Source organism: Pseudomonas sp. GW823-FHT02F05, from assembly GCF_058797315.1.
This window is the reverse complement of sequence record NZ_JBXAJM010000004.1, coordinates 113,808-134,734: the sequence shown is the minus strand read 5'-3', so window position 1 is coordinate 134,734 and position 20,927 is coordinate 113,808. Positions and strand designations below refer to the sequence as shown.

Genomic DNA, 20,927 nt, shown 5'->3' with positions numbered 1-20,927 from the left:
CTCAAAGCACACCCCTTCCCGAGGCTGTCCCGAAGATGTTGATCCTGCGCGGCGCTCCTGCCCTTTCTGCCTTTCGCCACAGCAAACTCCTTGAGCAACTGAGCCAGAAGGTTCCAGCTGTTACAGGCCTGTACGCTGAATTTGCTCACTTCGCCGACGTAACCGGCGTCTTGACCGCCGACGAACAGCAAGTGCTGGCACGCCTTCTGAAGTACGGCCCAAGCGTTCCCGTTCAAGAGCCGACTGGCCGCTTGTTCCTGGTTCTGCCACGGTTCGGCACCATCTCGCCCTGGTCGAGCAAGGCCAGCGACATCGCCCGCAACTGCGGCCTGGATAAAATCCAGCGCCTGGAGCGTGGGATCGCCTTCTACGTCGCCGGGCAGTTCAGCGACGCCGAGGCCGAGCTGATCGCCAGCAGCCTGCACGACCGCATGACCCAGATCATCGTCAGCCAGCTGGAACAGGCTGCCGGCCTGTTCAGCCACGCCGAACCCAAGCCGCTCACCGCGATTGACGTGCTGGGCGGTGGCCGCGCCGCCCTCGAGAAGGCCAACACCGAGCTGGGTCTAGCCCTGGCCGAAGACGAGATCGACTATCTGGTCAACGCCTTCACCGGCTTGAAGCGCAACCCCCACGACATCGAACTGATGATGTTCGCCCAGGCCAACTCCGAGCACTGCCGTCACAAGATCTTCAACGCCAGTTGGGACATCGACGGCCAAAGCCAGGAAAAAAGCCTGTTCGGCATGATCAAGAACACCTACGTGATGCACAGCGAAGGCGTTTTGTCGGCTTATAAGGACAACGCCTCGGTGATCGTCGGCTCCGTCGCCGGTCGCTTCTTCCCGGACCCGGAAACCCGCCAGTACGGCGCGGTGCAGGAGCCGGTGCACATCCTGATGAAGGTTGAAACCCACAACCACCCGACCGCGATTGCCCCGTTCCCGGGCGCAGCCACCGGTTCGGGCGGCGAAATCCGTGACGAAGGCGCCACCGGCCGTGGTGCCAAGCCCAAGGCGGGCCTTACCGGTTTCACCGTGTCCAACCTGCAGATCCCGGGCTTCGAACAGCCGTGGGAAGTGCCGTACGGCAAGCCTGAGCGCATCGTCACCGCGCTGGACATCATGATCGAAGGCCCGCTGGGCGGCGCCGCGTTCAACAACGAATTCGGGCGCCCGGCGCTCACCGGTTACTTCCGGACCTTCGAGCAGTCCATCACCACCCCGCGTGGCGATGAAGTGCGCGGCTACCACAAGCCGATCATGTTGGCTGGCGGTATGGGCAACATCCGTGAAGAACACGTCAAGAAAGGCGAGATTCTGGTCGGCTCCAAGCTGATCGTGCTCGGCGGCCCGGCGATGCTGATCGGCCTGGGCGGCGGTGCGGCCTCTTCCATGGCCACCGGCACCAGCTCGGCCGACCTGGACTTCGCTTCCGTACAGCGCGAAAACCCTGAGATGGAGCGCCGCTGCCAGGAAGTCATCGACCGTTGCTGGCAGTTGGGTGACAAGAACCCGATCAGCTTCATCCACGACGTCGGCGCCGGTGGTTTGTCCAACGCCTTCCCGGAACTGGTCAACGATGGCGACCGTGGTGGCCGTTTCGAACTGCGCAACATTCCAAACGACGAGCCGGGCATGGCCCCGCACGAAATCTGGAGCAACGAATCCCAGGAACGCTACGTACTGGCTGTTGGCCCTGAAGACTTCGCACGCTTCCAGGCCATCTGCGAACGCGAGCGTTGCCCGTTTGCCGTGGTCGGCGAAGCCACTGCCGAGCCGCAGTTGACGGTTACAGATAGCCACTTCGGCAACAGCCCGGTGGACATGCCGTTGGAAGTGCTGCTGGGCAAAGCCCCGCGCATGCACCGTTCGGCGGTACGTGAAAGCGAGCTGGGCGATGATTTCGACCCAAGCACGCTGGACCTGGCCAACAGCATCGAACGCGTGCTGCACCACCCGGCCGTGGCGAGCAAAAGCTTTTTGATCACCATCGGCGACCGCACCATCACCGGCCTGGTTGCCCGTGACCAAATGGTCGGTCCATGGCAGGTGCCGGTGGCCGACGTTGCCGTCACCGCCACCAGCTTCGACGTGTACACCGGTGAAGCCATGGCCATGGGCGAGCGCACACCGCTGGCCCTGCTGGACGCTCCGGCGTCGGGCCGCATGGCCATTGGTGAAACCCTCACCAACATTGCGGCCTCGCGTATCGGCAAGCTGTCCGACATCAAGTTGTCGGCCAACTGGATGTCCGCTGCCGGCCACCCAGGTGAAGATGCGCGCCTGTACGACACGGTCAAAGCTGTCGGCATGGAGCTGTGCCCGGAACTGGGTATCACCATTCCGGTGGGCAAGGACTCCATGTCCATGGCCACCCGCTGGAACGAAGACGGCACCGACAAGAGCGTCACTTCGCCGCTGTCGCTGATCGTCACCGGTTTTGCGCCGGTCACTGACATCCGCCAGACCCTGACCCCGCAACTGCGCATGGACAAGGGCACCACCGACCTGATCCTGATCGACCTGGGCCGTGGTCAGAACCGCATGGGCGCTTCGATCCTGGCGCAAACCCACGGCAAGCTCGGCAAGCAGGCCCCGGACGTCGATGACGCCGAAGACCTCAAAGCCTTCTTCGCCGTGATCCAGGGCCTGAACGCCGACGGCCACCTGTTGGCTTACCACGACCGTTCCGACGGTGGTTTGCTGACCAGTGTTGTCGAAATGGCCTTCGCCGGTCACTGCGGCCTGAACATCGTGCTCGACAGCGTTGCCGAGGATGCTGCCGAAATCAACGGCATCCTGTTCAACGAAGAGTTGGGTGCTGTGATTCAGGTGCGTCAGGACGCTACCCCAGACGTGCTCGCGCAGTTCAGCGCCGCTGGCCTGGCCGAGTGCGTGGCGGTGATTGGCCAGCCGATCAACAACGGCGAAGTCAATATCTCCTTCAACGGCGACACGGTCTTTACCGGTCAGCGCCGCTTGCTGCAACGCCAGTGGGCCGAGACCAGCTACCAGATCCAGCGTCTGCGCGACAACGCCGACTGCGCCGAGCAGGAATTCGACGTGATCCTGGAAGAAGACAACCCGGGCCTGAGCACCATGCTCAGCTTCGACGTCAACCAGGACATCGCCGCGCCTTACATCAAGAAGGGCATTCGCCCACAGGTTGCCGTACTGCGTGAGCAGGGCGTCAACGGCCAGGTGGAAATGGCAGCAGCGTTCGACCGCGCCGGCTTCAATGCGATCGACGTGCACATGAGCGACATCCTCGCCGGTCGCGTTGACCTCAACGAGTTCAAAGGCCTGGTTGCCTGCGGTGGTTTCTCCTACGGCGACGTGCTGGGTGCCGGTGAAGGCTGGGCCAAGTCGGCCCTGTTCAACAGCCGTGCCCGCGACGCGTTCCAGGGCTTCTTCGAACGCAACGACAGCTTCACCCTGGGTGTGTGCAACGGTTGCCAGATGATGTCCAACCTCAGCGAACTGATCCCGGGCAGCGAGTTCTGGCCGCACTTTGTGCGTAACCGTTCCGAGCAGTTCGAAGCCCGTGTCGCCATGGTGCAGGTGCAGGAGTCCAACTCGATCTTCCTGCAGGGCATGGCCGGTTCGCGCATGCCAATCGCCATCGCCCACGGTGAAGGCCACGCCGAATTCAGCAGCGAAGAAGCGCTGCTTGAAGCCGACCTGTCCGGCACTGTAGCCCTGCGTTTCGTCGACAACCACGGCAAGGTCACCGAAAGCTACCCGGCCAACCCGAACGGCTCGCCACGCGGGATCACCGGCCTTACCAGCCGCGACGGTCGCGTGACCATCATGATGCCGCACCCGGAACGCGTATTCCGCGCCGTGCAAAACTCGTGGCGCCCGGAAGAGTGGAGCGAAGACGGCGCCTGGATGCGCATGTTCCGCAACGCTCGCGTGTGGGTGAACTAAGGCCGTGTACAAGCTCGCCTTCTTCGTGCCCGACAGCCATGTGGAGACGGTAAAAACCGCCGTCTTCGCAGCCGGCGGCGGGCGCATCGGCGACTACGACAACTGCGCCTGGCAAGTGCTGGGCCAGGGCCAATTCCGCGCGTTGGACGGCAGTCAGCCGTTTATCGGGCAGGTGGGCCAGGTTGAAGTGGTTGAAGAGTGGAAGGTTGAGTTGGTGGTGGCAGATGAATTGATCGTGGCCGCTGTGGCTGCTTTGAAACTCAGTCACCCGTATGAGACTCCGGCGTATGAGGTGTGGCAGTTGGCGGATTTTTGATTCGTGGGCTGTATAAACAAGAAACCCGCTGGGCCCGTTTGGTCAGCGGGTTTTTTGTTGGTTTTAAGTGCCAATCGCAGGCAAGCCAGCTCCCACATTTGACCCCGTTGTCAGACCGTACATCAATCCCATGTGGGAGCTGGCTTGCCTGCGATGGCGTCGGCGCAAGCGCCTCAGAACTTTCCGACAAGCCTTTCAGGTTGTCCGTCGGAACTCGCACAACTAACCTTCTCGAGTCGCTGCCAATTCAGTGACCGGGACTGCAAGCCTGAAAAGTCACTAGGAGCCTATTCCATATGGAGTTTAATGATGATCAGCGACAACTTGCTAACTGGTTCAATCTCATCTCAAGCCGAGTCCCGCCAAGCTGGTGATTCACCGTCCGACCAGATCTTCACCGTACTACCCAGTCTGAACACCGAAACCCTGCTCGCCAATGCCTCCCAAGACCTGGCATCCGTACAGGCACTGGCGGGTAATCTGGCTTTTGAAATCGACGGCCCGCACCGTGATGCGGTGCTGGGGATTCATCGGATGGTAGAGGGTATTCAGTTGATGGTGGATCGAGTACTGGATCTACACGAAGTACCCACCAGTAACTGAATACACCACACTCTGTGGCGAGGGAGCTTGCTCCCGCTGGAGTGCGAAGCGCTCCCAGGATTTTTGGGACCGCTGCGCAGCCCAGCGGGAGCAAGCTCCCTCGCCACAGGGGAAATCAGGCGTTGATCCGGCGAGTCACCAACCGCTCCAACGCTTCACCCAACCCGGACGCCTTGTCACCCATAACTGATCGTTCCCACGCTCCGCGTGGGAACGCATCCTGTGACGCTCAGCGTCACCCTTGCGCAGGGCGGGACGCAGAGCGTCCGGGGCGGCATTCCCACGCAGAGCGTGGGAACGATCGGTCAGGCGTTGATAGGGCGGGTAACCAACCGCTCCAAAGCCTCACCCAAACCTAAAGCCTTGTCACCAATCAACAAGTGCCAAACCCCGCTATCCAGCTGGCTCACACCCTTGCAACCCAGCGCAGTGAGGTCCGCTTCAGACAGCACCGAATCATCCCCCAACTCCACCCGCAACCGGGTCATCGCTACCGCTTCCAGTTGGCGCACATTCTCTCGGCCACCCAGGGCATTCAGCCACTTTTCGGCCTCGTGTACATTCACCGCCACCGGCTTATCCACAGGCGCAACCGCTGCAGGCTTTGCGGCAACAAACCCCGGCATCGCCAAGCGGATTTCATCAGCAATGCTATCGGCCATCGGCCCGACCACCACCTGCAAACTCCCACCATTCCCCGGCCGCACCACAGCCATGGCACCCAGCGCTTTCAACTCTGCATCCACCGCCTTGTTGCGATCCACCATGTCCAAGCGCAGCCGCGTGGTACAAGCACCCACACTCAGCAAGTTCTCGGCGCCTCCCAACGCCTGGATATAAGCCGTCGCACGCTGGTTATCGCTCATCGCTTCAGCCTGCACCACCTGGATGTCTTCACGGCCCGGCGTCTTCAGGTTGAAGCGGCGGATGCAGTAGCTGAACACCGTGTAGTAGATCACCGAGTAGGCCAGGCCTACCGGTACCACCAACCAGCCATTGGTGGACTTGCCCCAGCCCAGCACCATGTCGATAAACCCACCGGAGAAGGTAAAGCCCAGGTGGATATTCAGCAGGTCGGTGACCGCCATCGACAGGCCGGTGAGCAGCGCGTGAATCAGGTACAGGAAGGGCGCCAGGAACATGAAGGCAAATTCAATCGGCTCGGTCACCCCGGTGAGGAACGAGGTCAGCGCCATCGACAGGAAGATCCCGCCCATCACTTTGCGCCGCTCAGGCAAAGCATTGCGGTACATCGCCAGACACGCCGCGGGCAGGCCGAACAGCATCACCGGGAACATGCCGGTCATGAACTGGCCGCCTTTGGGGTCGCCGGCAAAGTAGCGGGTCAGGTCGCCCGTGACCACCGCGCCGGTTACCGGGTCGGTGAAGCTGCCGAACACGAACCACGCCATATTGTTGAGGATGTGATGCAAGCCAGTGACGATCAGCAGGCGGTTGAACACGCCAAACACGAACGCACCGAGGCTGCCGCTTTCCATCAACAGCACGCCGAAGCTGTTGATGCCGTGCTGGATCGGGGGCCAGATCAGGCCGAAAATCACGCCCAGGCCCACCGCGCTGAACCCGGTGACAATCGGCACAAACCGCCGCCCACCGAAGAACGCCAGGTATTCCGGCAACTTGATGTCCTTGAAGCGGTTGTACAGCCCACCGGCCATCAAGCCGCTGGCGATACCGGCGAGCATGCCCATGTTGATGGTGGTGTCCATCACCTTGAGCGTGGAGATCATCACCAGGTAACCAATCGCCCCGGCCAGGCCCGCAGTGCCGTTGTTGTCACGGGCAAAACCCACGGCGATGCCGATGGCGAAGATCAGCGCCAGGTTGGCGAAGATCGCCTGGCCGGCGTCGTGCATCACCGCGATGTTGAGCAAGTCGGTGTCGCCCAGGCGCAGCAGCAGGCCGGCGATCGGCAGGATCGCGATCGGCAGCATCAAGGCGCGGCCCAGGCGTTGCAGGCCTTCGATAAAGTGTTGGTACATGGCGTGTCTCCCTATTCTTGTTGTTTTCAGCTCAGCGGCCAGTGGTGTTGACAGGCTTGGCGAACGGCCTTGGCGCTGCTCAGGTTGAGCAGTTCCTGGCTCAGTTGCCGGCATTGCGCCGCGTCCAGATGGCGAACGCGGTCTTTGATCTCTCCGATCTGCGGCGGGCTTACCGACAGCTCGGTGACGCCCAGGCCGACCAGTACCGGCGTGGCCAGCGGGTCCGACGCCAGGGCACCGCACACGCCGACCCAACGCCCGTGCTTCGCCGCACCGGCGCAGGTGTGCGCGATCAGTCGCAGCAAGGCCGGGTGCAGCGCATCGACGCGCGCGGCCAAGCCTGCGTGGTCGCGGTCCATGGCCAGGGTGTACTGGGACAGGTCATTGGTGCCGATGGACAAAAAGTCCGCATGTTCGGCCAGCTGTTCAGCCATCAGCGCAGCGGCGGGCACTTCGATCATCACCCCCAGTTCGGGGCGCTGGCTCAAACCCAACTCGGCGCACAGTTCATCCAGGCGCTGGCGAATCTGCAGCAGTTCATCCACCTCGCTGACCATCGGCAACAGGATGCGACAACGCGCCAGCGGCGAGACTTGCAGCAGGGCACGCAGTTGCTGGTCGAGCAATTCCGGACGCACTTGGGCCATGCGAATGCCGCGCAGGCCCAACACCGGGTTGGCCTCGATCGGCAGCGGCAAATAGTCGAGCTGCTTGTCGCCGCCCACGTCGATGGTGCGGATGATCACCGACTTGTCGCCCATGGCATCCAATACGGCCTGATAAGCCTGACGCTGTTCCTGCTCATCCGGCGCGGTACGGCGGTCGACGAAGAGGAATTCGGTGCGTAGAAGGCCGACGCCATCGGCACCGTTTTCAAACGCCACTTGGGCCTCGCTGCTGGAGGCAACATTGGCGGCGATTTCAATGTTCACACCGTCGCGGGTGCGTGCCGGTTGTTGCGCCTGGGCCTGTTGCTGCTGGCGACGCAGTTTTTGCGCGTCGCGTATCTGGTGCACTTCAGCATGGCGCGCATCGGTAGGGGCCAGTTCCAGGCGGCCATTGATGGCGTCCAGCACCACGCGCTGGCCCTGAGGCACATCCAATACCTCGGCACCGAGGGCGACCACGCAGGGTAAGCCTTTCCCCCGAGCAAGTATCGCGACGTGGGAGGTGGCGCCGCCTTCGGCCATGCAGATACCGGCGGCCTGCTGTTCACTCAGTTGCAGCAAGTCTGACGGGGTCAGTTCATGGGCGCTGACAATCGACCCGGCGGGTAACTCAAAGTGCCAGGCCTCACCCAGCAAGGCCCGCAATACGCGTTGTTGCAGGTCGCGAAGATCGTTGGCGCGCTCGGCAAACAACGGCTTGCCCAACGCCAACAGCACGGCGCACTGGGCCTGGATCGCATCACGCCAGGCGTGGGTGGCAGCGCTGCCGTGGGCGATGGCGTCGGTGGCCGCTTCCAGCAGCGCCGGGTCTTCGAGCAGTGCAAGGTGAGCGGCGAAGATGTCTTCTTCCTCGACATTCTTGCGTTGGCGGGCATGCTCGAGGGTGCTGCGGATTTCGTCACGCACCTGCTCCAGTGCCGTGTCGAGGCGCTGCTGTTGTTCGTCGGCGCTATGGTTACCGGTGTCTTCGGGCAGCTCGATGCCGGACAGGCGGAACAGTGGCCCGCACACCAGGCCGGGTGCTGCACACACGCCTTGCAGCACATCGGCTTCCACACTGGCGCGACGTGGCGCAGCAGTGGCTACCGGGGCGTGATGGGCTTCGCTGACCGTCACGGATAGCGCCGCGACCAGCCCTTGCAACGCCGCCTCTGCGTCTTGGCCACGGCAACTCACCCGCACTTCGTCGCCTTCGCCGATGCCCAGTCCCATCAAGCCAATCAGGCTGTCGCACGACGCCGATTTATCAGCGAAGTGCAGGTGCGACTGGCTGCTGAAACCCTGGGCGGTCTTGCGGATCAGGGCGGCAGGGCGTGCATGCAAACCGCCTCGATGGGTGATGCGCACGCTGGCGCTGGCCTCGAAGCTGGAGTTATCCACAGCTGCTTGGGCGGTGGCGGTGGTGCGCGCAGCAATCTGCAACAACGGCTCACCGATCTTGACCGTCTTCAGCGTCACGGGCGTCAGCTCAAAGCGGTCACTGTTGGTCAGGATGATCAGGCTCACCAGGCTCTTGCACTGGCGTGCGATGCGGTCCAGATCAAACTGCACTAACGGCTGACCCTCGCTCACCCGTGCGCCGTCCTTCACCAGCAAGGCAAAGCCTTCGCCATTGAGCTCCACGGTGTCGATGCCCACATGCATCAGTACTTCGGCACCGTTATCAGCGCGGATGGTCAGGGCGTGCCCGGTGCGCGCGACGTGGATGATCACGCCGTCACAGGGCGCGTGCAGGCAATCGTTCAACGGGTCGATAGCGATACCGTCGCCCATGGCGCCGCTGGCGAACACTTCGTCGGGGACGCGGTTCAGGGCCAGCACCGGCCCACTCAAGGGGGCGCTAAGGGTCAATGGATTATTGTTGTTGGGCATGGGCACGGTACTCATCAGGAAAACGCCGCTTTAGTGCGTGCGGGTGACTTTGCTCAGGTGGCGCGGCTGGTCCGGGTCCATGCCCCGTGCCTCAGCAAGGCCTGCGGCCATCACGTAGAAGCTCTGGATAGCCAGGATCGGGTCCAGGCTCGGGTGTTCGGCGCGGCTCAGCGTCAGGTCGCGTTCGGCGATATCGTCCGGCGCAGCCAGCAACACGCGAGCACCGCGTTGGCGCATATCGGCGGCCAGGCTCAGCAGGCCGGCCTGCTCGGCGCCGCGGGGGGCGAACACCAGTAGGGGGTAGTTCTCGTCGATCAAGGCCATCGGCCCGTGGCGCACTTCGGCGCTGCTGAAGGCTTCGGCCTGGATCGCCGAGGTTTCCTTGAGCTTGAGCGCGGCTTCCTGGGCGATGGCAAACCCGGCGCCACGGCCGATCACCATCAAGCGCTGGCTGCCTTTGAGGGCGTCGACGGCCAGGCGCCAATCCTGTCTGGCGGCGTCACGCAGGCCCTCGGGCAAGGCCTGACAGGCTTGCAGCAAGTCGGCTTCTTGATTCCAGTGGCCGATCAACTGTGCACTGGCGCTGAGGGTGGCGATAAAGCTCTTGGTGGCGGCCACGCTGAGTTCCGGCCCGGCGCACAGCGGCACGTGGAACTCGCAGGCGGCTTCCAGCGGTGAGTCTTCGGCATTGACCAGGGAGATGCTCAAGGCACCACGCTTGCGCAACAAGCGCAGACTGTTGACCAGGTCCGGGCTCTGCCCCGATTGGGAGAAACCAAACGCTACCTGGCCGCTGACTTTCATCGGCGCCTGCAACAGGGTCACCACCGACATCGGCAGCGACGCCACCGGAATGCCCACGTGTTGCATGGCCAGGTAGGCGAAGTAACTGGCGGCGTGGTCGGAGCTGCCGCGGGCGATGGTCATCGCCACTTGCGGCGGCTGGCGGCGCAGGCGGCCGGCGACTTCTTCCAGCATCGGGTCCAGGCGCTGCAGTTGGGCCGCGACGGCGTCGCAGGAGGCCAGGGCCTCTTCAAGCATTTTTGAAGTCAATGGTTTCTCCTTCGACCATTACGTCGGTGAGTGTCAGGGAGCGGTCCAGACGCACGCAGTCGGCAAAGCTGCCCGGTTGCAGGCGGCCGCGTTCTTCCAGGCCCAGGTAGTCCGCAGGAAATTGCGAGAGGCGTTGTGAGGCTTCGCTGATGGGCAGGCCGATTTTCACCAGGTTGCGCAGCGCCTGATCCATGGTCAGCGTGCTGCCGGCCAGGGTGCCGTCGGCCAGGCGCACGCCGCCCAGGCATTTGGTCACGGTGTGGCTGCCCAGCTTGTACTCTCCGTCGGGCATGCCGGCGGCGGCGGTGGAGTCGGTGACGCAATACAGGCACGGGATCGAGCGCAGGGCCACGCGCATGGCGCCGGGGTGCACGTGCAGCAAGTCCGGGATCAGCTCGGCGTACTGGGCGTGGGCCAGCGCGGCGCCGACGATGCCGGGTTCGCGGTGATGCAGCGGGCTCATGGCGTTGTACAAATGGGTGAAACTGGTGGCGCCAGCGGCCAGGGCGGCAACGCCTTCTTCATAGCTGCCCAGGGTGTGGCCGATCTGCATGCGCACGCCGCGTTGGCTGAGGGCGCGAATCAGGCCGTCGTGGCCGGCGATTTCCGGGGCGATGGTGATCACCCGGATTGGCGCCAGGCGCAGGTAGGCTTCCACTTCTTGCATCAACGCGGTGTGGGCGAAGTTGGGTTGGGCGCCGAGTTTTCCCGGATTGATGTAGGGGCCTTCCAGGTGCACGCCGAGTACGCGGGCGCTGCCGGCTGGCCGCTGTTCGCAGAACGTGCCGAGCTCACCGAGCACGCGGGAAATTTCTTCCACCGGCGCCGTCATGGTGGTGGCCAGCAGCGAGGTGGTGCCAAAACGCACGTGGGTACGGGTAATGGTCTCGAAGGCGCTCGCACCTTCCATGATGTCGGCGCCGCCACCGCCATGCACATGCAGGTCGATAAAGCCCGGCAACAGGTAGGGCAGGTCGTTGTCGGCCGGGTCGCACGGCGTGCCGTCAATGGCGACAACCTTGCCGTGCTCATGCACCAGGCGACCACGCATCCAGCCGCTGGGCGTGAGGATATTGTCTTCAGTCATGGGCAGTTCTCTAAGTTCGCATTCAGGCGGAGTAGTCATGGCGGCGCAGCTCTGCGACAAAGTCGTAGTAGTCGTTGCGGCAGTAGGTGTCGGTGATCTCAATCGGCGTGTTGTCGGCGGTGTAGCCCACGCGGGTCATCAGCAGCATGGCGGTGCCGGGGGCGATGCCGACCAGCGCGGCGAACTCGTCCGAGGCATTGATCGCCTGGATATGCTGCAAGGCGCGCACGATGGGCTTGCCGATGCTCTCCAGATATTCGTACAACGAATTGCCGATGGCCTGGGGATGAGGCAACACCGAGGCCGGCATGGCGGTCATTTCAATCGCCATCACCGTGTCATCGGCTTTGCGCAGGCGCTTGAGGCGCGCCACTTTGTCGGTGGGCGACAGGCCCAGGCGAATCAGCTCTTCGTGGGTTGGCGGGGTGATGTCGCGCTCCAGCCACTGCGACGTCGGCACAAACCCCTTGAGCCGCAGCATCTCGCTGAACCCCGACAGGCGCGACAAGGGTTGTTCCAGGCGCGGCGTGATGAAAGTGCCGGAGCCTTGGCTGCGACGGATCAGCCCTTGAGCCATCAACACTTCCAGCGCTTTACGGGCGGTGACCCGCGAGATGCTCAATTGCTCGCTGAGGGCGCGTTCCGAAGGCAGGGCCTGTTCGGATTTCCACTGGCCGGCATGGATCGCTGCTTCAAGGCTGCGGGCCAGTTGCAGGTACAGCGGCGTGGATTGCTTGTCGTCGGGGCGCAGGGCCAGGATGGGATTCATCTGTCAGGTTTCCGATGCGTTATTGGAATGTTGTCGCCCGATAATGGCCGAAAACTAATACCACTTAAATACCATGTCAATGCTACCAAAACGGTGAAAATCCCGGTTTCAGGGCGCTTTAATGGGGCTTGGTATCAAGTGGTATTAGAGAGGTCTTTATTGCGCGCACAAGTGCAGGGTCCCGCGCGGTGAACTGGTATTCACCGGCGGGTGCTGCCTGGGACAGGAATTATTTTCGAATTATTTTACGAACGGCACGCGATTACGGCCGAATCTCGATGAGGGTGCCGTCTTTGACCAGGTTCCACACTTCGCGCATATCCACATTGCGCATGCCGATGCAGCCGTCGGTCCAGTCCAGGGTGTGGAACCACTGTTCCGGGTAGTCTTCGGTGTCGGGGGTGCCGTGGATCATGATCATGCTGCCCGGCTTTACGCCTTCGCGGCGGGCGCGAGCGGCGTCGCTGATGTTCGGGTAGGAAATGTGCATGGCCAGGTTGAAGCGGTCGCTTGTCTTGCGCCAGTCGATCCAGTAGAGGCCTTCGGGCGTGCGGCGGTCACCTTCGATCAGCTTGTGGCCCTTGGGGTTCTTGCCCAGGGAGATGCGATAGGTCTTGAACGGCTTGCCGTCGTTGATCAGCTGCAGCTGGTGGGCGGACTTGAGCACCAGGACTTTCTCGACCGTTTTACCGCCAAGGGTTTGCACCGTGGAGGCCGGGGACAGCGTGGCGAACGACAGGCAGATCAGAGCAAGCAACCAACGCATTGAAACGGTATCCCTTTGGCGACATTGGCCGGCTTGTTATTGGGCGGGCTTGGACAGCGGTGGCACAGATTCGCTACGTACCGGGTATGCCTGTTGGCGACGGTCAGCGAAGAAGCATTCTAAGGTACGCCCGACCGTGCGGAAAGCCAGCTCGGACCAAGGGATATCGGCTTCGTCGAACAATCTCACTTCCAGGCTTTCCTGGCCAGCGGCAAAGTCCAGGTCGATCAGTTCGGCGCGGTAGAAGATATGCACCTGGCTGATGTGCGGCACATTGATCAGGGTATAGAGGCTCAGGTTGCGCACCCGGGCGCAGGCTTCTTCCAGGGTTTCACGCATGGCCGCCTGCTCGACGGTTTCGCCGTTTTCCATAAAGCCTGCGGGCAGGGTCCAGTAACCCAGGCGTGGCTCGATGGCGCGGCGGCACAACAGCACTTGGTCGCCCCATACCGGCAGGGTACCGGCGACAATATTGGGGTTCTGGTAATGAATGGTCGAGCAGTGGTCGCATACATAGCGCAGGCGTGCGTCGCCTTCGGGAATGCGTTGGGTCACCGGTTTGCCGCACTGGCTGCAGAAATTCATGCTGGGGTTCCTGGACAATGGGCACATCTTGGCTCGGTGCCGGGCGTTCCTGCAAGTTGTCGTTTCGCGACAGCGCTGCGGTTTTGGGGTTGGGCGCTCGCACGCTTTGGTGCATGATGCAAGGTAGCCAACAGACCGAGATGACTCATGCTGGACGAGCTACTTCGCCGGGTAAGCAACCACACCCCCCACACCCTGGAAACCGACGGGCGTTTCCCCGAGGCTGCGGTGCTGGTGCCGATTACCCGCAGTGACGAACCCGAGCTGATCCTGACCCTGCGCGCCAGCGGCCTGTCGACCCACGGTGGCGAAGTGGCCTTTCCCGGCGGGCGCCGCGACCCCGAAGACCCGGACCTGATCTTTACCGCCTTGCGCGAAGCCGAAGAAGAAATCGGCCTGCCGCCGGGGCTGGTTGAGGTCATAGGCCCGTTGAGCCCGCTGATTTCCCTGCACGGCATCCGCGTAACGCCCTATGTAGGTGTGATCCCCGATTACGTCGAATACCTGGCCAACGACGCCGAGATTGCCGCCGTTTTCAGCGTGCCTTTGAATTTTTTCCGACAGGACCCACGCGAACATACCCACCGCATTGATTACCAGGGCCGTAGTTGGTACGTGCCAAGCTACAGGTTCGGCGAATACAAAATCTGGGGGCTGACAGCGATCATGATCGTCGAGCTGATCAACCTGCTCTATGACGATGCCAAAATCAGCCTGCACCAGCCGCCCAAGAGCTTCATCAATCTATAAGCCATCGTTCAAATGGCATGCCGTGAGGAAAAACCATGAAATACCGCCTGGGCGACGCCCGCGTCGAGACCCATCCCGACAGTTGGGTTGCACCGAATGCCACGCTGGTGGGCAAGGTCAAACTGGAGGAGGGCGCCAACGTCTGGTTCAACGCGGTGTTGCGTGGAGATAACGAGCTGATCCTGATCGGCAAGAACAGCAACGTGCAGGACGGCAGCGTGATGCACACCGACATGGGCTACCCGCTGACCCTCGGCACCGGCGTGACCATTGGTCATAACGCGATGCTGCACGGCTGCACCGTTGACGACTACAGCCTGATCGGCATCAACGCTGTGATCCTCAATGGCGCCAAGATTGGCAAGCACTGCATCATCGGCGCCAACTCGCTGATCGGTGAGGGCAAGGAAATTCCCGATGGCTCGCTGGTCATGGGCTCGCCAGGCAAAGTGGTGCGTGAGCTGACCGAGGCGCAAAAGCGCATGCTCGAAGCCAGCGCTGCGCACTATGTGCATAACTCGCAGCGTTATGCGCGGGATCTGGTTGAGCAGGAAGAATGAGTACGGTTGAACGGCCTGTTGCCTCGCCGTGCGTGAGTATTTGCGCACTGGACGACGACGATATCTGCACCGGCTGTCAGCGCAATGTGGATGAGATTACGCGCTGGAGCCGCATGGACAACGCCGAGCGCCGGCTGGTGCTGGGGTTGTGCCATGAGCGGGCGGTGGCGAGTGGGATGGTGTGGATGACCCCTGGGAAATCTGGCGCCTGACAGGCCGCCATCGCAGGCAAGCCAGCTCCCACCCTTGATGTGTGAATACCTTCAAATGTGGGAGCTGGCTTGCCTGCGATGAGGCCCTGCCAGACGACATCCTTGTAATTGTGTACCCTGTGCGGCATTGCCCACAGGTCCATCCTCCATGTTTTTCCTGATCGCCTATATCAGCAGCGTCGTGCTGATCAACTTCGCCTTCTCCACCGCCCCACACCTGGACGTCATCTGGTCCGCCTGGGGTGGCCTGGTATTTATCCTGCGCGACATGGTGCAAACCCGCTTCGGCCACGGCGCAATCATCGCCATGCTCGCGGCGCTGGTGCTCTCCTATATCACCTCCGACCCGTCCATTGCCCTGGCCAGTGCCACGGCGTTTGCGGTGTCCGAGTGCATCGACTGGCTGGTGTTCAGCATCACCAAGCGCCCGCTGCATGACCGCCTGTGGATAAGTTCGGCGCTGAGCATTCCCCTCGATACCTTTATCTTTTTCGGCCTGATCGGCGCATTGACGCCGGCGGTGGCGGGCACGGCGTTGGTATCCAAGTTCGCCGGTGTCACCGTGGTCTGGCTGATCATGGCCTGGCGTATCCGCCGGCGGGCTGTCGCCAACTGAGGCCAATTTTTACAGTTCATGTAAAATGCCCGCCTTTCTCCCCCATGATCCGCTCCCCTGAGGACCTGAGATGACCCGAATCGGAACTCCATTGTCGCCAACCGCGACCCGCGTTTTGCTGTGTGGCTGCGGTGAGCTGGGCAAGGAAGTGGTAATCGAACTGCAGCGCCTGGGCGTTGAAGTGATTGCCGTGGATCGCTACGCCAATGCGCCGGCCATGCAGATGGCGCACCGTAGCCATGTGATCAACATGCTCGACGGCGCCGCATTGCGTGCGGTGATCGAGGCGGAGAAGCCGCATTTCATCGTGCCGGAAATCGAAGCCATCGCCACCGCGACCCTGGTTGAGCTGGAGGCCGAAGGTTTCACCGTGATCCCCACCGCCCGCGCCACGTCGCTGACCATGAACCGTGAAGGCATCCGTCGCCTGGCCGCCGAAGAGCTGGACCTGCCGACCTCGCCGTACCACTTCGCCGATACCTTCGAAGATTACAGCAAGGCCGTCCAGGACCTGGGCTTTCCGTGCGTGGTCAAGCCGGTGATGAGTTCGTCGGGCAAGGGCCAGAGCCTGTTGCGCAGCGCCGACGACGTGCAGAAAGCCTGGGACTACGCCCAAGAAGGCGGGCGTGCCGGCAAGGGTCGGGTGATCATCGAAGGCTTTATCGACTTCGACTACGAAATCACCCTGCTGACCGTGCGTCACATCGGCGGTACCACTTTCTGCGCGCCGGTGGGCCATCGCCAGGAGAAGGGCGACTATCAGGAGTCCTGGCAGCCGCAGGCCATGAGCCCGATTGCCCTGGCAGAGTCCGAGCGCGTTGCCAAAGCCGTGACCGAAGCCTTGGGCGGCCGTGGCTTGTTTGGCGTGGAATTGTTCATCAAGGGCGATCAGGTGTGGTTCAGCGAAGTGTCGCCGCGCCCCCATGACACCGGCCTGGTGACCCTGATTTCCCAAGACCTGTCGCAGTTTGCCTTGCACGCACGCGCCATCCTCGGCCTGCCGATCCCGTTGATCCGTCAATTCGGGCCTTCGGCGTCGGCGGTGATCCTGGTGGAAGGGCAATCCACCCAGACTGCATTCGCCAACCTCGGCGCCGCGCTGAGCGAGCCGGATACAGCGTTGCGTCTGTTTGGCAAACCTGAAGTGAACGGCCAGCGCCGCATGGGCGTGGCACTGGCGCGGGATGAGTCGATTGAAGCAGCTCGGGCCAAGGCGACCCGTGCTTCCCAAGCAGTTGTTGTAGAGCTCTAAGCCGCCACGCTCGTCCCCACGCTTTGCGTGGGAATGCCTCTTGTGACGCTCTGCGTCGCGCTTGGGGACGCAGAGCGTCCCTAACTGCATTCCCACGCAGAGCGTGGGAACGAGCATGGGGTCAGGCGACCTTGTTCAAGTCGTTATCCCGCGTCTCTTTCAGGCACAGCACCGCAATCAAGCTCAGCAACGCTGCCGCCGATACATATCCCCCGACATAACTCAAACCACCCATCGCCACCAGCTTGGTCGCAAAGAACGGCGCCGCCGACGCTCCCACGATCCCACCCAGGTTATACGCCGCCGATGCGCCGGTATAACGCACGCGGGTCGGGAACAGTTCTGGCAGCAGCGCGCCCATCGGTGCGAAGGTCACGCCCATCAAAAACAGCTCCAACGCCAGAAACAGCGCTACGGCCCAGGTCGAGCCATGGGTCAGCAGCGGCTCCATGGTAAAGCCCGACAGAATCGCCAGGACCGCGCCGACAATCAGCACCGGCTTGCGCCCGTAGCGATCACTGGCCAGGGCGGCCAGCGGTGTCGCCAGCCCCATGAACAGCACCGCGAAACACAGCAGGCCGAGGAAGGTTTCACGGCTGTAGCCCAAGGTGGAAACGCCGTAGCTCAACGAAAACGCCGTGGTGATATAGAACAGCGCATAGCACACCACCATCGACGCGGCGCCCAGCAGTACCGGCAGCCAATGCTGGCTGAACAGTTCCACCAGCGGCACTTTCACTGGTTTTTCCTTGGCCACGGCATTGGCGAATACCGGCGTCTCATGCAATTTGAGGCGTGCATACAGGCCCACCATCACCAGTGCGGCGCTGAGGATGAACGGAATGCGCCAGCCCCAGCTGCGAAATTGCTCGTCATTCAGGCTCATGGCCAAAATCAGGAACAAGCCGTTGGCCGCCAGGAAACCTATCGACGGGCCCAGTTGCGGGAACATGCCGAACCAGGCGCGCTTGCCCTTGGGGGCATTCTCGGTCGCCAGCAAGGCCGCGCCGCCCCATTCTCCACCCAGGCCGAGGCCTTGGCCGAAACGCAAGACACACAAGAGAATCGGTGCCCAGGCACCGATGCTGTCGTAGCCCGGCAGCAAGCCGATCAGGGTAGTACATACACCCATCAGTAGCAGTGAAGCCACGAGGGTTGATTTACGGCCGATACGGTCACCGAAGTGACCGAACAACGCCGACCCCAGAGGGCGGGCGATAAAAGCGATACCGAAAGTCAGGAACGATGCCAGCATCTGCGCGGTGCCGGAGGTCTGTGGGAAGAACACCGGGCCGATCACCAGGGCGGCAGCCGTGGCGTAGATGTAGAAATCGTAGAACTCAATGGCGGTGCCGACGATGCTCGCGGTGGCGACGCGGGCGGTCGAGTTGGCAGGTGCGGCGCTCGCAGCCTCTTGGTAGGTGGTGCTCATGACGTTATCCCTGACGGTTATTGCGCGTTTGGACGCGGATTATTATTGGTCGAACACCCATGGATCAGGGCTGTGCGCGGGGCGGCTCGGGATGGGAGCAAACACCGGTCGGACATGGTAAGGCGGTGCCAGGACACGCTGGGTGCGGATAGCACGCGGTCTGGCGGGGCTTGGGTAAGCCGCAGGGATTATAGGAAGGGGGCTAAGGATCCAACAAGGGGCTGGTGAGGATCTATGGCCTGGAACTGGATCAATGTGGGAGCTGGCTTGCCTGCGATAGCATCACCTCGGTTCAACTGAAGGACCGAGTCGCCTGCATCGCAGGCAAGCCAGCTCCCACATTGACCGGGTTGAGCCTGCTGAGGTCAGGCAGCGACTGGCACGTGGCTGGTATGCCAGATCAATACTTTGCTCACCCGGTTGTCTTCGGTCTCGAGGATTTCCAGGCGATAGCGGCCGACTTTCAGGCAGACCGCGCAATCGGGAATGGTTTCCAGCGCTTCGGTCACCAGGCCGTTGAGGGTCTTGGGACCGTCGCTGGGCAGGTGCCAGCCCAGGCTTTTGTTCAGTTCGCGGATCGAAGCGGCGCCGTCGATGATGTAGCGGCCATCGGGCTGGGCTTCGATATGCGGGTTATCCACCGCCTGATCGCTTTCGAATTCGCCGACGATCTCTTCCAGAATATCTTCCAGGGTGACGATGCCCAGCACTTCACCGTACTCGTCCACCACCATGCCCAGGCGCCGCTGCTGTTTGTGGAAATTCAGCAGTTGCAGCTGCAACGGCGTGCTTTCCGGCACGAAGTAAGGCTCGTGGCAGGCGGCGAGCAGGGCCTCTTTGGTCAGGCTGGCGTCGGGCAGCAGGTGTTGGACCTGCCGGGTATTGAGCACGGCCTGCACCTGGTTGATGTCGCTGTGGAACACGGGCAGGCGGGTGCGCGGCGAGGTGCGCAACTGTTCGATGATGTCTTCTATCGACTCATCAAGGTTGATGCCGTCCACTTCGCTGCGCGGCACCAGGATGTCGTTGACCGTGATGTTGTCCAGGGCATGGATACCGGGCAGGCCGGGAGTGCGGTCGGCGTCGGTGTCGGGCTCTGGGTCGTCATCATGGTCGGGCAGGGGCTCGTCGCTGTTTTTCACCATGCCGGCTTTGCGCGCAAACGGGCGCAATAACAGCTGGCTGATGCCATTGAGCAGCCAGGCCAGCGGGTAAAGGATTTTCAGCGGCACGCCCAGCAAGGTATTGCCAAAGCCCAGCACTGCTTGGGGGTGACGGGTAGCCAGGGTGCGGGGCAGGTAGTCGGCCAGCACCAGCAGCCCTGCGCAGGAAATCAGCCAGCCTAGCCAGGGCCCGTTCTCTGCCCAGGCATAGATCGCCAGCAGGGTGCAGAGAATCACCACGGCGGCGCGGCACAGGCTGTTGCACAGGATCAGGCTATGGCGCGGGAAGCTCAGGCGTGCGGCCGCCTTGTCGCCCTGGCGTGTGCCAGGGCGTAGGGCCAGCAGGTGTTGTTGCGCGGCTTCAATGGCGGTAAACAGTGCTGCCCATAGAATCAGCAGGGCAATTACAGCGAGCATCGGCCCTAAGGGCAAGTTGTCCATGATCACTGCCCGTCAGATATGCAGGATGTATTCGCGAACCAGCTTGCTGCCGAAATAGGCCAGCATCAACAGGCAGAAACCAGCCAGGGTCCAGCGGATGGCCTTGTGCCCACGCCAGCCGAGGCGGTTGCGCCCCCACAGCAGCACGCTGAACACGACCCAGGCCAGGCACGCCAGCAAGGTTTTATGCACCAGGTGCTGGGCAAACAGGTTTTCGACGAACAGCCAGCCGGAGATCAGCGACAGCGACAACAGGGTCCAGCCGGCCCACAGGAACCCGAACAGCAGGCTTTCCATGGTTTGCAGCGGCGGGAAGTTCTTGATCAACCCGGACGGGTGCTTGTGCTTGAGCTGGTGATCCTGCAGCAGCAGGAGCAGGGCCTGGAACACCGCGATGGTGAACATGCCGTAGGCGAGGATCGACAACAGGATGTGGGCAAGGATGCCCGGCTCCTCGTCGATCACCTGTACGGTGCCAGTAGGGGTGAACTGCGCCAGCAGCACCGTCAGCATTCCCAGGGGGAATAGCAGCACCAGCAGGTTCTCCACCGGAATCCGGTAGCAGGCCAGCAGCGTCAGCGCGATGACGGCCGCGGCGATCAGGCTGGCGGCGCTGAAAAAGTCCAGGCCCAGGCCGACCGGGGTCATCAGGTGGGTGAACAGGCTGGCGGCATGGGCCAGCAGGGCCAGCACGCCAAGGCCGACGAGCAGACGTTTGTCCGCTTTGGTGCCTTGGGCCAGACGAGTGCCCTGATAGAGGGTCGCAGCGGCATACAAAATGGCGGCGGCGAGGCTGGGTAGCAAACTGGGTGACAAGGGGAGCATAAATCCTGGTAGGCAAGCCCGA

18 protein-coding genes are annotated in these 20,927 nt (G+C 62.3%); 8 read left to right on the top strand and 10 right to left on the bottom strand.

All coding sequences use genetic code 11. The features are described from left to right. The first annotated feature begins 35 nt into the window (after positions 1 to 35). The 3 genes from purL to AC1RAC_RS07315 all read left to right on the top strand — a co-directional run bounded on the left by purL (position 36) and on the right by AC1RAC_RS07315 (position 4,851). The gene (purL, locus tag AC1RAC_RS07325; protein ID WP_054897796.1) at positions 36 to 3,932 is read left to right on the top strand and encodes a phosphoribosylformylglycinamidine synthase; all 3,897 of its coding nucleotides are present in this window, start codon (positions 36 to 38) and stop codon (positions 3,930 to 3,932) included. A 4-nt stretch (positions 3,933 to 3,936) separates the two neighbouring features. After that, positions 3,937 to 4,248 (top strand): NGG1p interacting factor NIF3, encoded by a 312-nt coding sequence (locus AC1RAC_RS07320; RefSeq protein WP_492616462.1) that lies wholly within the window; start codon positions 3,937 to 3,939, stop codon positions 4,246 to 4,248. A 309-nt stretch (positions 4,249 to 4,557) separates the two neighbouring features. Continuing rightward, a complete protein-coding gene (locus AC1RAC_RS07315) occupies positions 4,558 to 4,851 on the top strand; it encodes a DUF6124 family protein (RefSeq protein ID WP_229999976.1) in 294 nt (97 codons plus the stop codon). Positions 4,852 to 5,156: 305 nt separating this feature from the next. Here the strand turns inward: AC1RAC_RS07315 and nagE are convergent, their stop codons facing one another. The 7 genes from nagE to AC1RAC_RS07280 all read right to left on the bottom strand — a co-directional run bounded on the left by nagE (position 5,157) and on the right by AC1RAC_RS07280 (position 13,654). Further along, entirely contained in the window at positions 5,157 to 6,854 is a 1,698-nt protein-coding gene (gene nagE / locus AC1RAC_RS07310) for an N-acetylglucosamine-specific PTS transporter subunit IIBC (protein ID WP_259037996.1), read from the bottom strand. Positions 6,855 to 6,880: 26 nt separating this feature from the next. Continuing rightward, positions 6,881 to 9,394 carry a phosphoenolpyruvate--protein phosphotransferase gene (gene ptsP, locus AC1RAC_RS07305; RefSeq protein WP_492616485.1) on the bottom strand — a complete coding sequence of 838 codons (2,514 nt, stop codon included), beginning with the start codon at positions 9,392 to 9,394 and terminating at the stop codon, positions 6,881 to 6,883. Positions 9,395 to 9,424: 30 nt separating this feature from the next. Then, positions 9,425 to 10,447, bottom strand: coding sequence for an SIS domain-containing protein (locus AC1RAC_RS07300; protein WP_087149524.1), 1,023 nt, complete (start codon positions 10,445 to 10,447; stop codon positions 9,425 to 9,427). Continuing rightward, the gene (gene nagA / locus AC1RAC_RS07295) at positions 10,428 to 11,534 is read right to left on the bottom strand and encodes an N-acetylglucosamine-6-phosphate deacetylase (RefSeq protein WP_181123962.1); all 1,107 of its coding nucleotides are present in this window, start codon (positions 11,532 to 11,534) and stop codon (positions 10,428 to 10,430) included. Before nagA ends, AC1RAC_RS07300 begins: the two co-directional genes overlap by 20 nt. A gap of 22 nt (positions 11,535 to 11,556) precedes the next feature. Further along, positions 11,557 to 12,303 (bottom strand): GntR family transcriptional regulator, encoded by a 747-nt coding sequence (locus AC1RAC_RS07290; RefSeq protein WP_034128644.1) that lies wholly within the window; start codon positions 12,301 to 12,303, stop codon positions 11,557 to 11,559. 262 nt (positions 12,304 to 12,565) lie between these two features. Beyond that, entirely contained in the window at positions 12,566 to 13,069 is a 504-nt protein-coding gene (locus AC1RAC_RS07285) for a L,D-transpeptidase family protein (protein WP_014719790.1), read from the bottom strand. 36 nt (positions 13,070 to 13,105) lie between these two features. Continuing rightward, a complete protein-coding gene (locus AC1RAC_RS07280) occupies positions 13,106 to 13,654 on the bottom strand; it encodes an NUDIX hydrolase (protein ID WP_034128643.1) in 549 nt (182 codons plus the stop codon). 147 nt (positions 13,655 to 13,801) lie between these two features. Between AC1RAC_RS07280 and AC1RAC_RS07275 the strand changes: the two genes are divergently transcribed. The 5 genes from AC1RAC_RS07275 to purT all read left to right on the top strand — a co-directional run bounded on the left by AC1RAC_RS07275 (position 13,802) and on the right by purT (position 17,044). After that, entirely contained in the window at positions 13,802 to 14,404 is a 603-nt protein-coding gene (locus tag AC1RAC_RS07275; protein WP_492616461.1) for a CoA pyrophosphatase, read from the top strand. A 35-nt stretch (positions 14,405 to 14,439) separates the two neighbouring features. Then, positions 14,440 to 14,964: a gamma carbonic anhydrase family protein gene (locus tag AC1RAC_RS07270; protein ID WP_034115859.1), complete on the top strand. Its 525-nt coding sequence runs from the start codon at positions 14,440 to 14,442 to the stop codon at positions 14,962 to 14,964. Then, complete coding sequence (locus tag AC1RAC_RS07265; protein WP_072447199.1) at positions 14,961 to 15,176, top strand: DUF1289 domain-containing protein; 216 nt, start codon at positions 14,961 to 14,963, stop codon at positions 15,174 to 15,176. Before AC1RAC_RS07270 ends, AC1RAC_RS07265 begins: the two co-directional genes overlap by 4 nt. A gap of 148 nt (positions 15,177 to 15,324) precedes the next feature. Next, positions 15,325 to 15,792, top strand: coding sequence for a preQ0 transporter (locus tag AC1RAC_RS07260; protein ID WP_003193971.1), 468 nt, complete (start codon positions 15,325 to 15,327; stop codon positions 15,790 to 15,792). Positions 15,793 to 15,862: 70 nt separating this feature from the next. After that, the gene (purT, locus tag AC1RAC_RS07255) at positions 15,863 to 17,044 is read left to right on the top strand and encodes a formate-dependent phosphoribosylglycinamide formyltransferase (RefSeq protein WP_259284659.1); all 1,182 of its coding nucleotides are present in this window, start codon (positions 15,863 to 15,865) and stop codon (positions 17,042 to 17,044) included. 121 nt (positions 17,045 to 17,165) lie between these two features. On the opposite strand, the gene AC1RAC_RS07250 is transcribed toward purT, so the two are convergent. The 3 genes from AC1RAC_RS07250 to AC1RAC_RS07240 form a co-directional block, all read right to left on the bottom strand. Continuing rightward, positions 17,166 to 18,476 (bottom strand): MFS transporter, encoded by a 1,311-nt coding sequence (locus tag AC1RAC_RS07250; RefSeq protein WP_003193968.1) that lies wholly within the window; start codon positions 18,474 to 18,476, stop codon positions 17,166 to 17,168. Positions 18,477 to 18,841: 365 nt separating this feature from the next. Continuing rightward, positions 18,842 to 20,080 carry a transporter associated domain-containing protein gene (locus tag AC1RAC_RS07245; protein WP_089042376.1) on the bottom strand — a complete coding sequence of 413 codons (1,239 nt, stop codon included), beginning with the start codon at positions 20,078 to 20,080 and terminating at the stop codon, positions 18,842 to 18,844. Positions 20,081 to 20,092: 12 nt separating this feature from the next. Beyond that, complete coding sequence (locus tag AC1RAC_RS07240) at positions 20,093 to 20,905, bottom strand: cytochrome C assembly family protein (RefSeq protein WP_034115853.1); 813 nt, start codon at positions 20,903 to 20,905, stop codon at positions 20,093 to 20,095. Positions 20,906 to 20,927 lie beyond the last annotated feature (22 nt).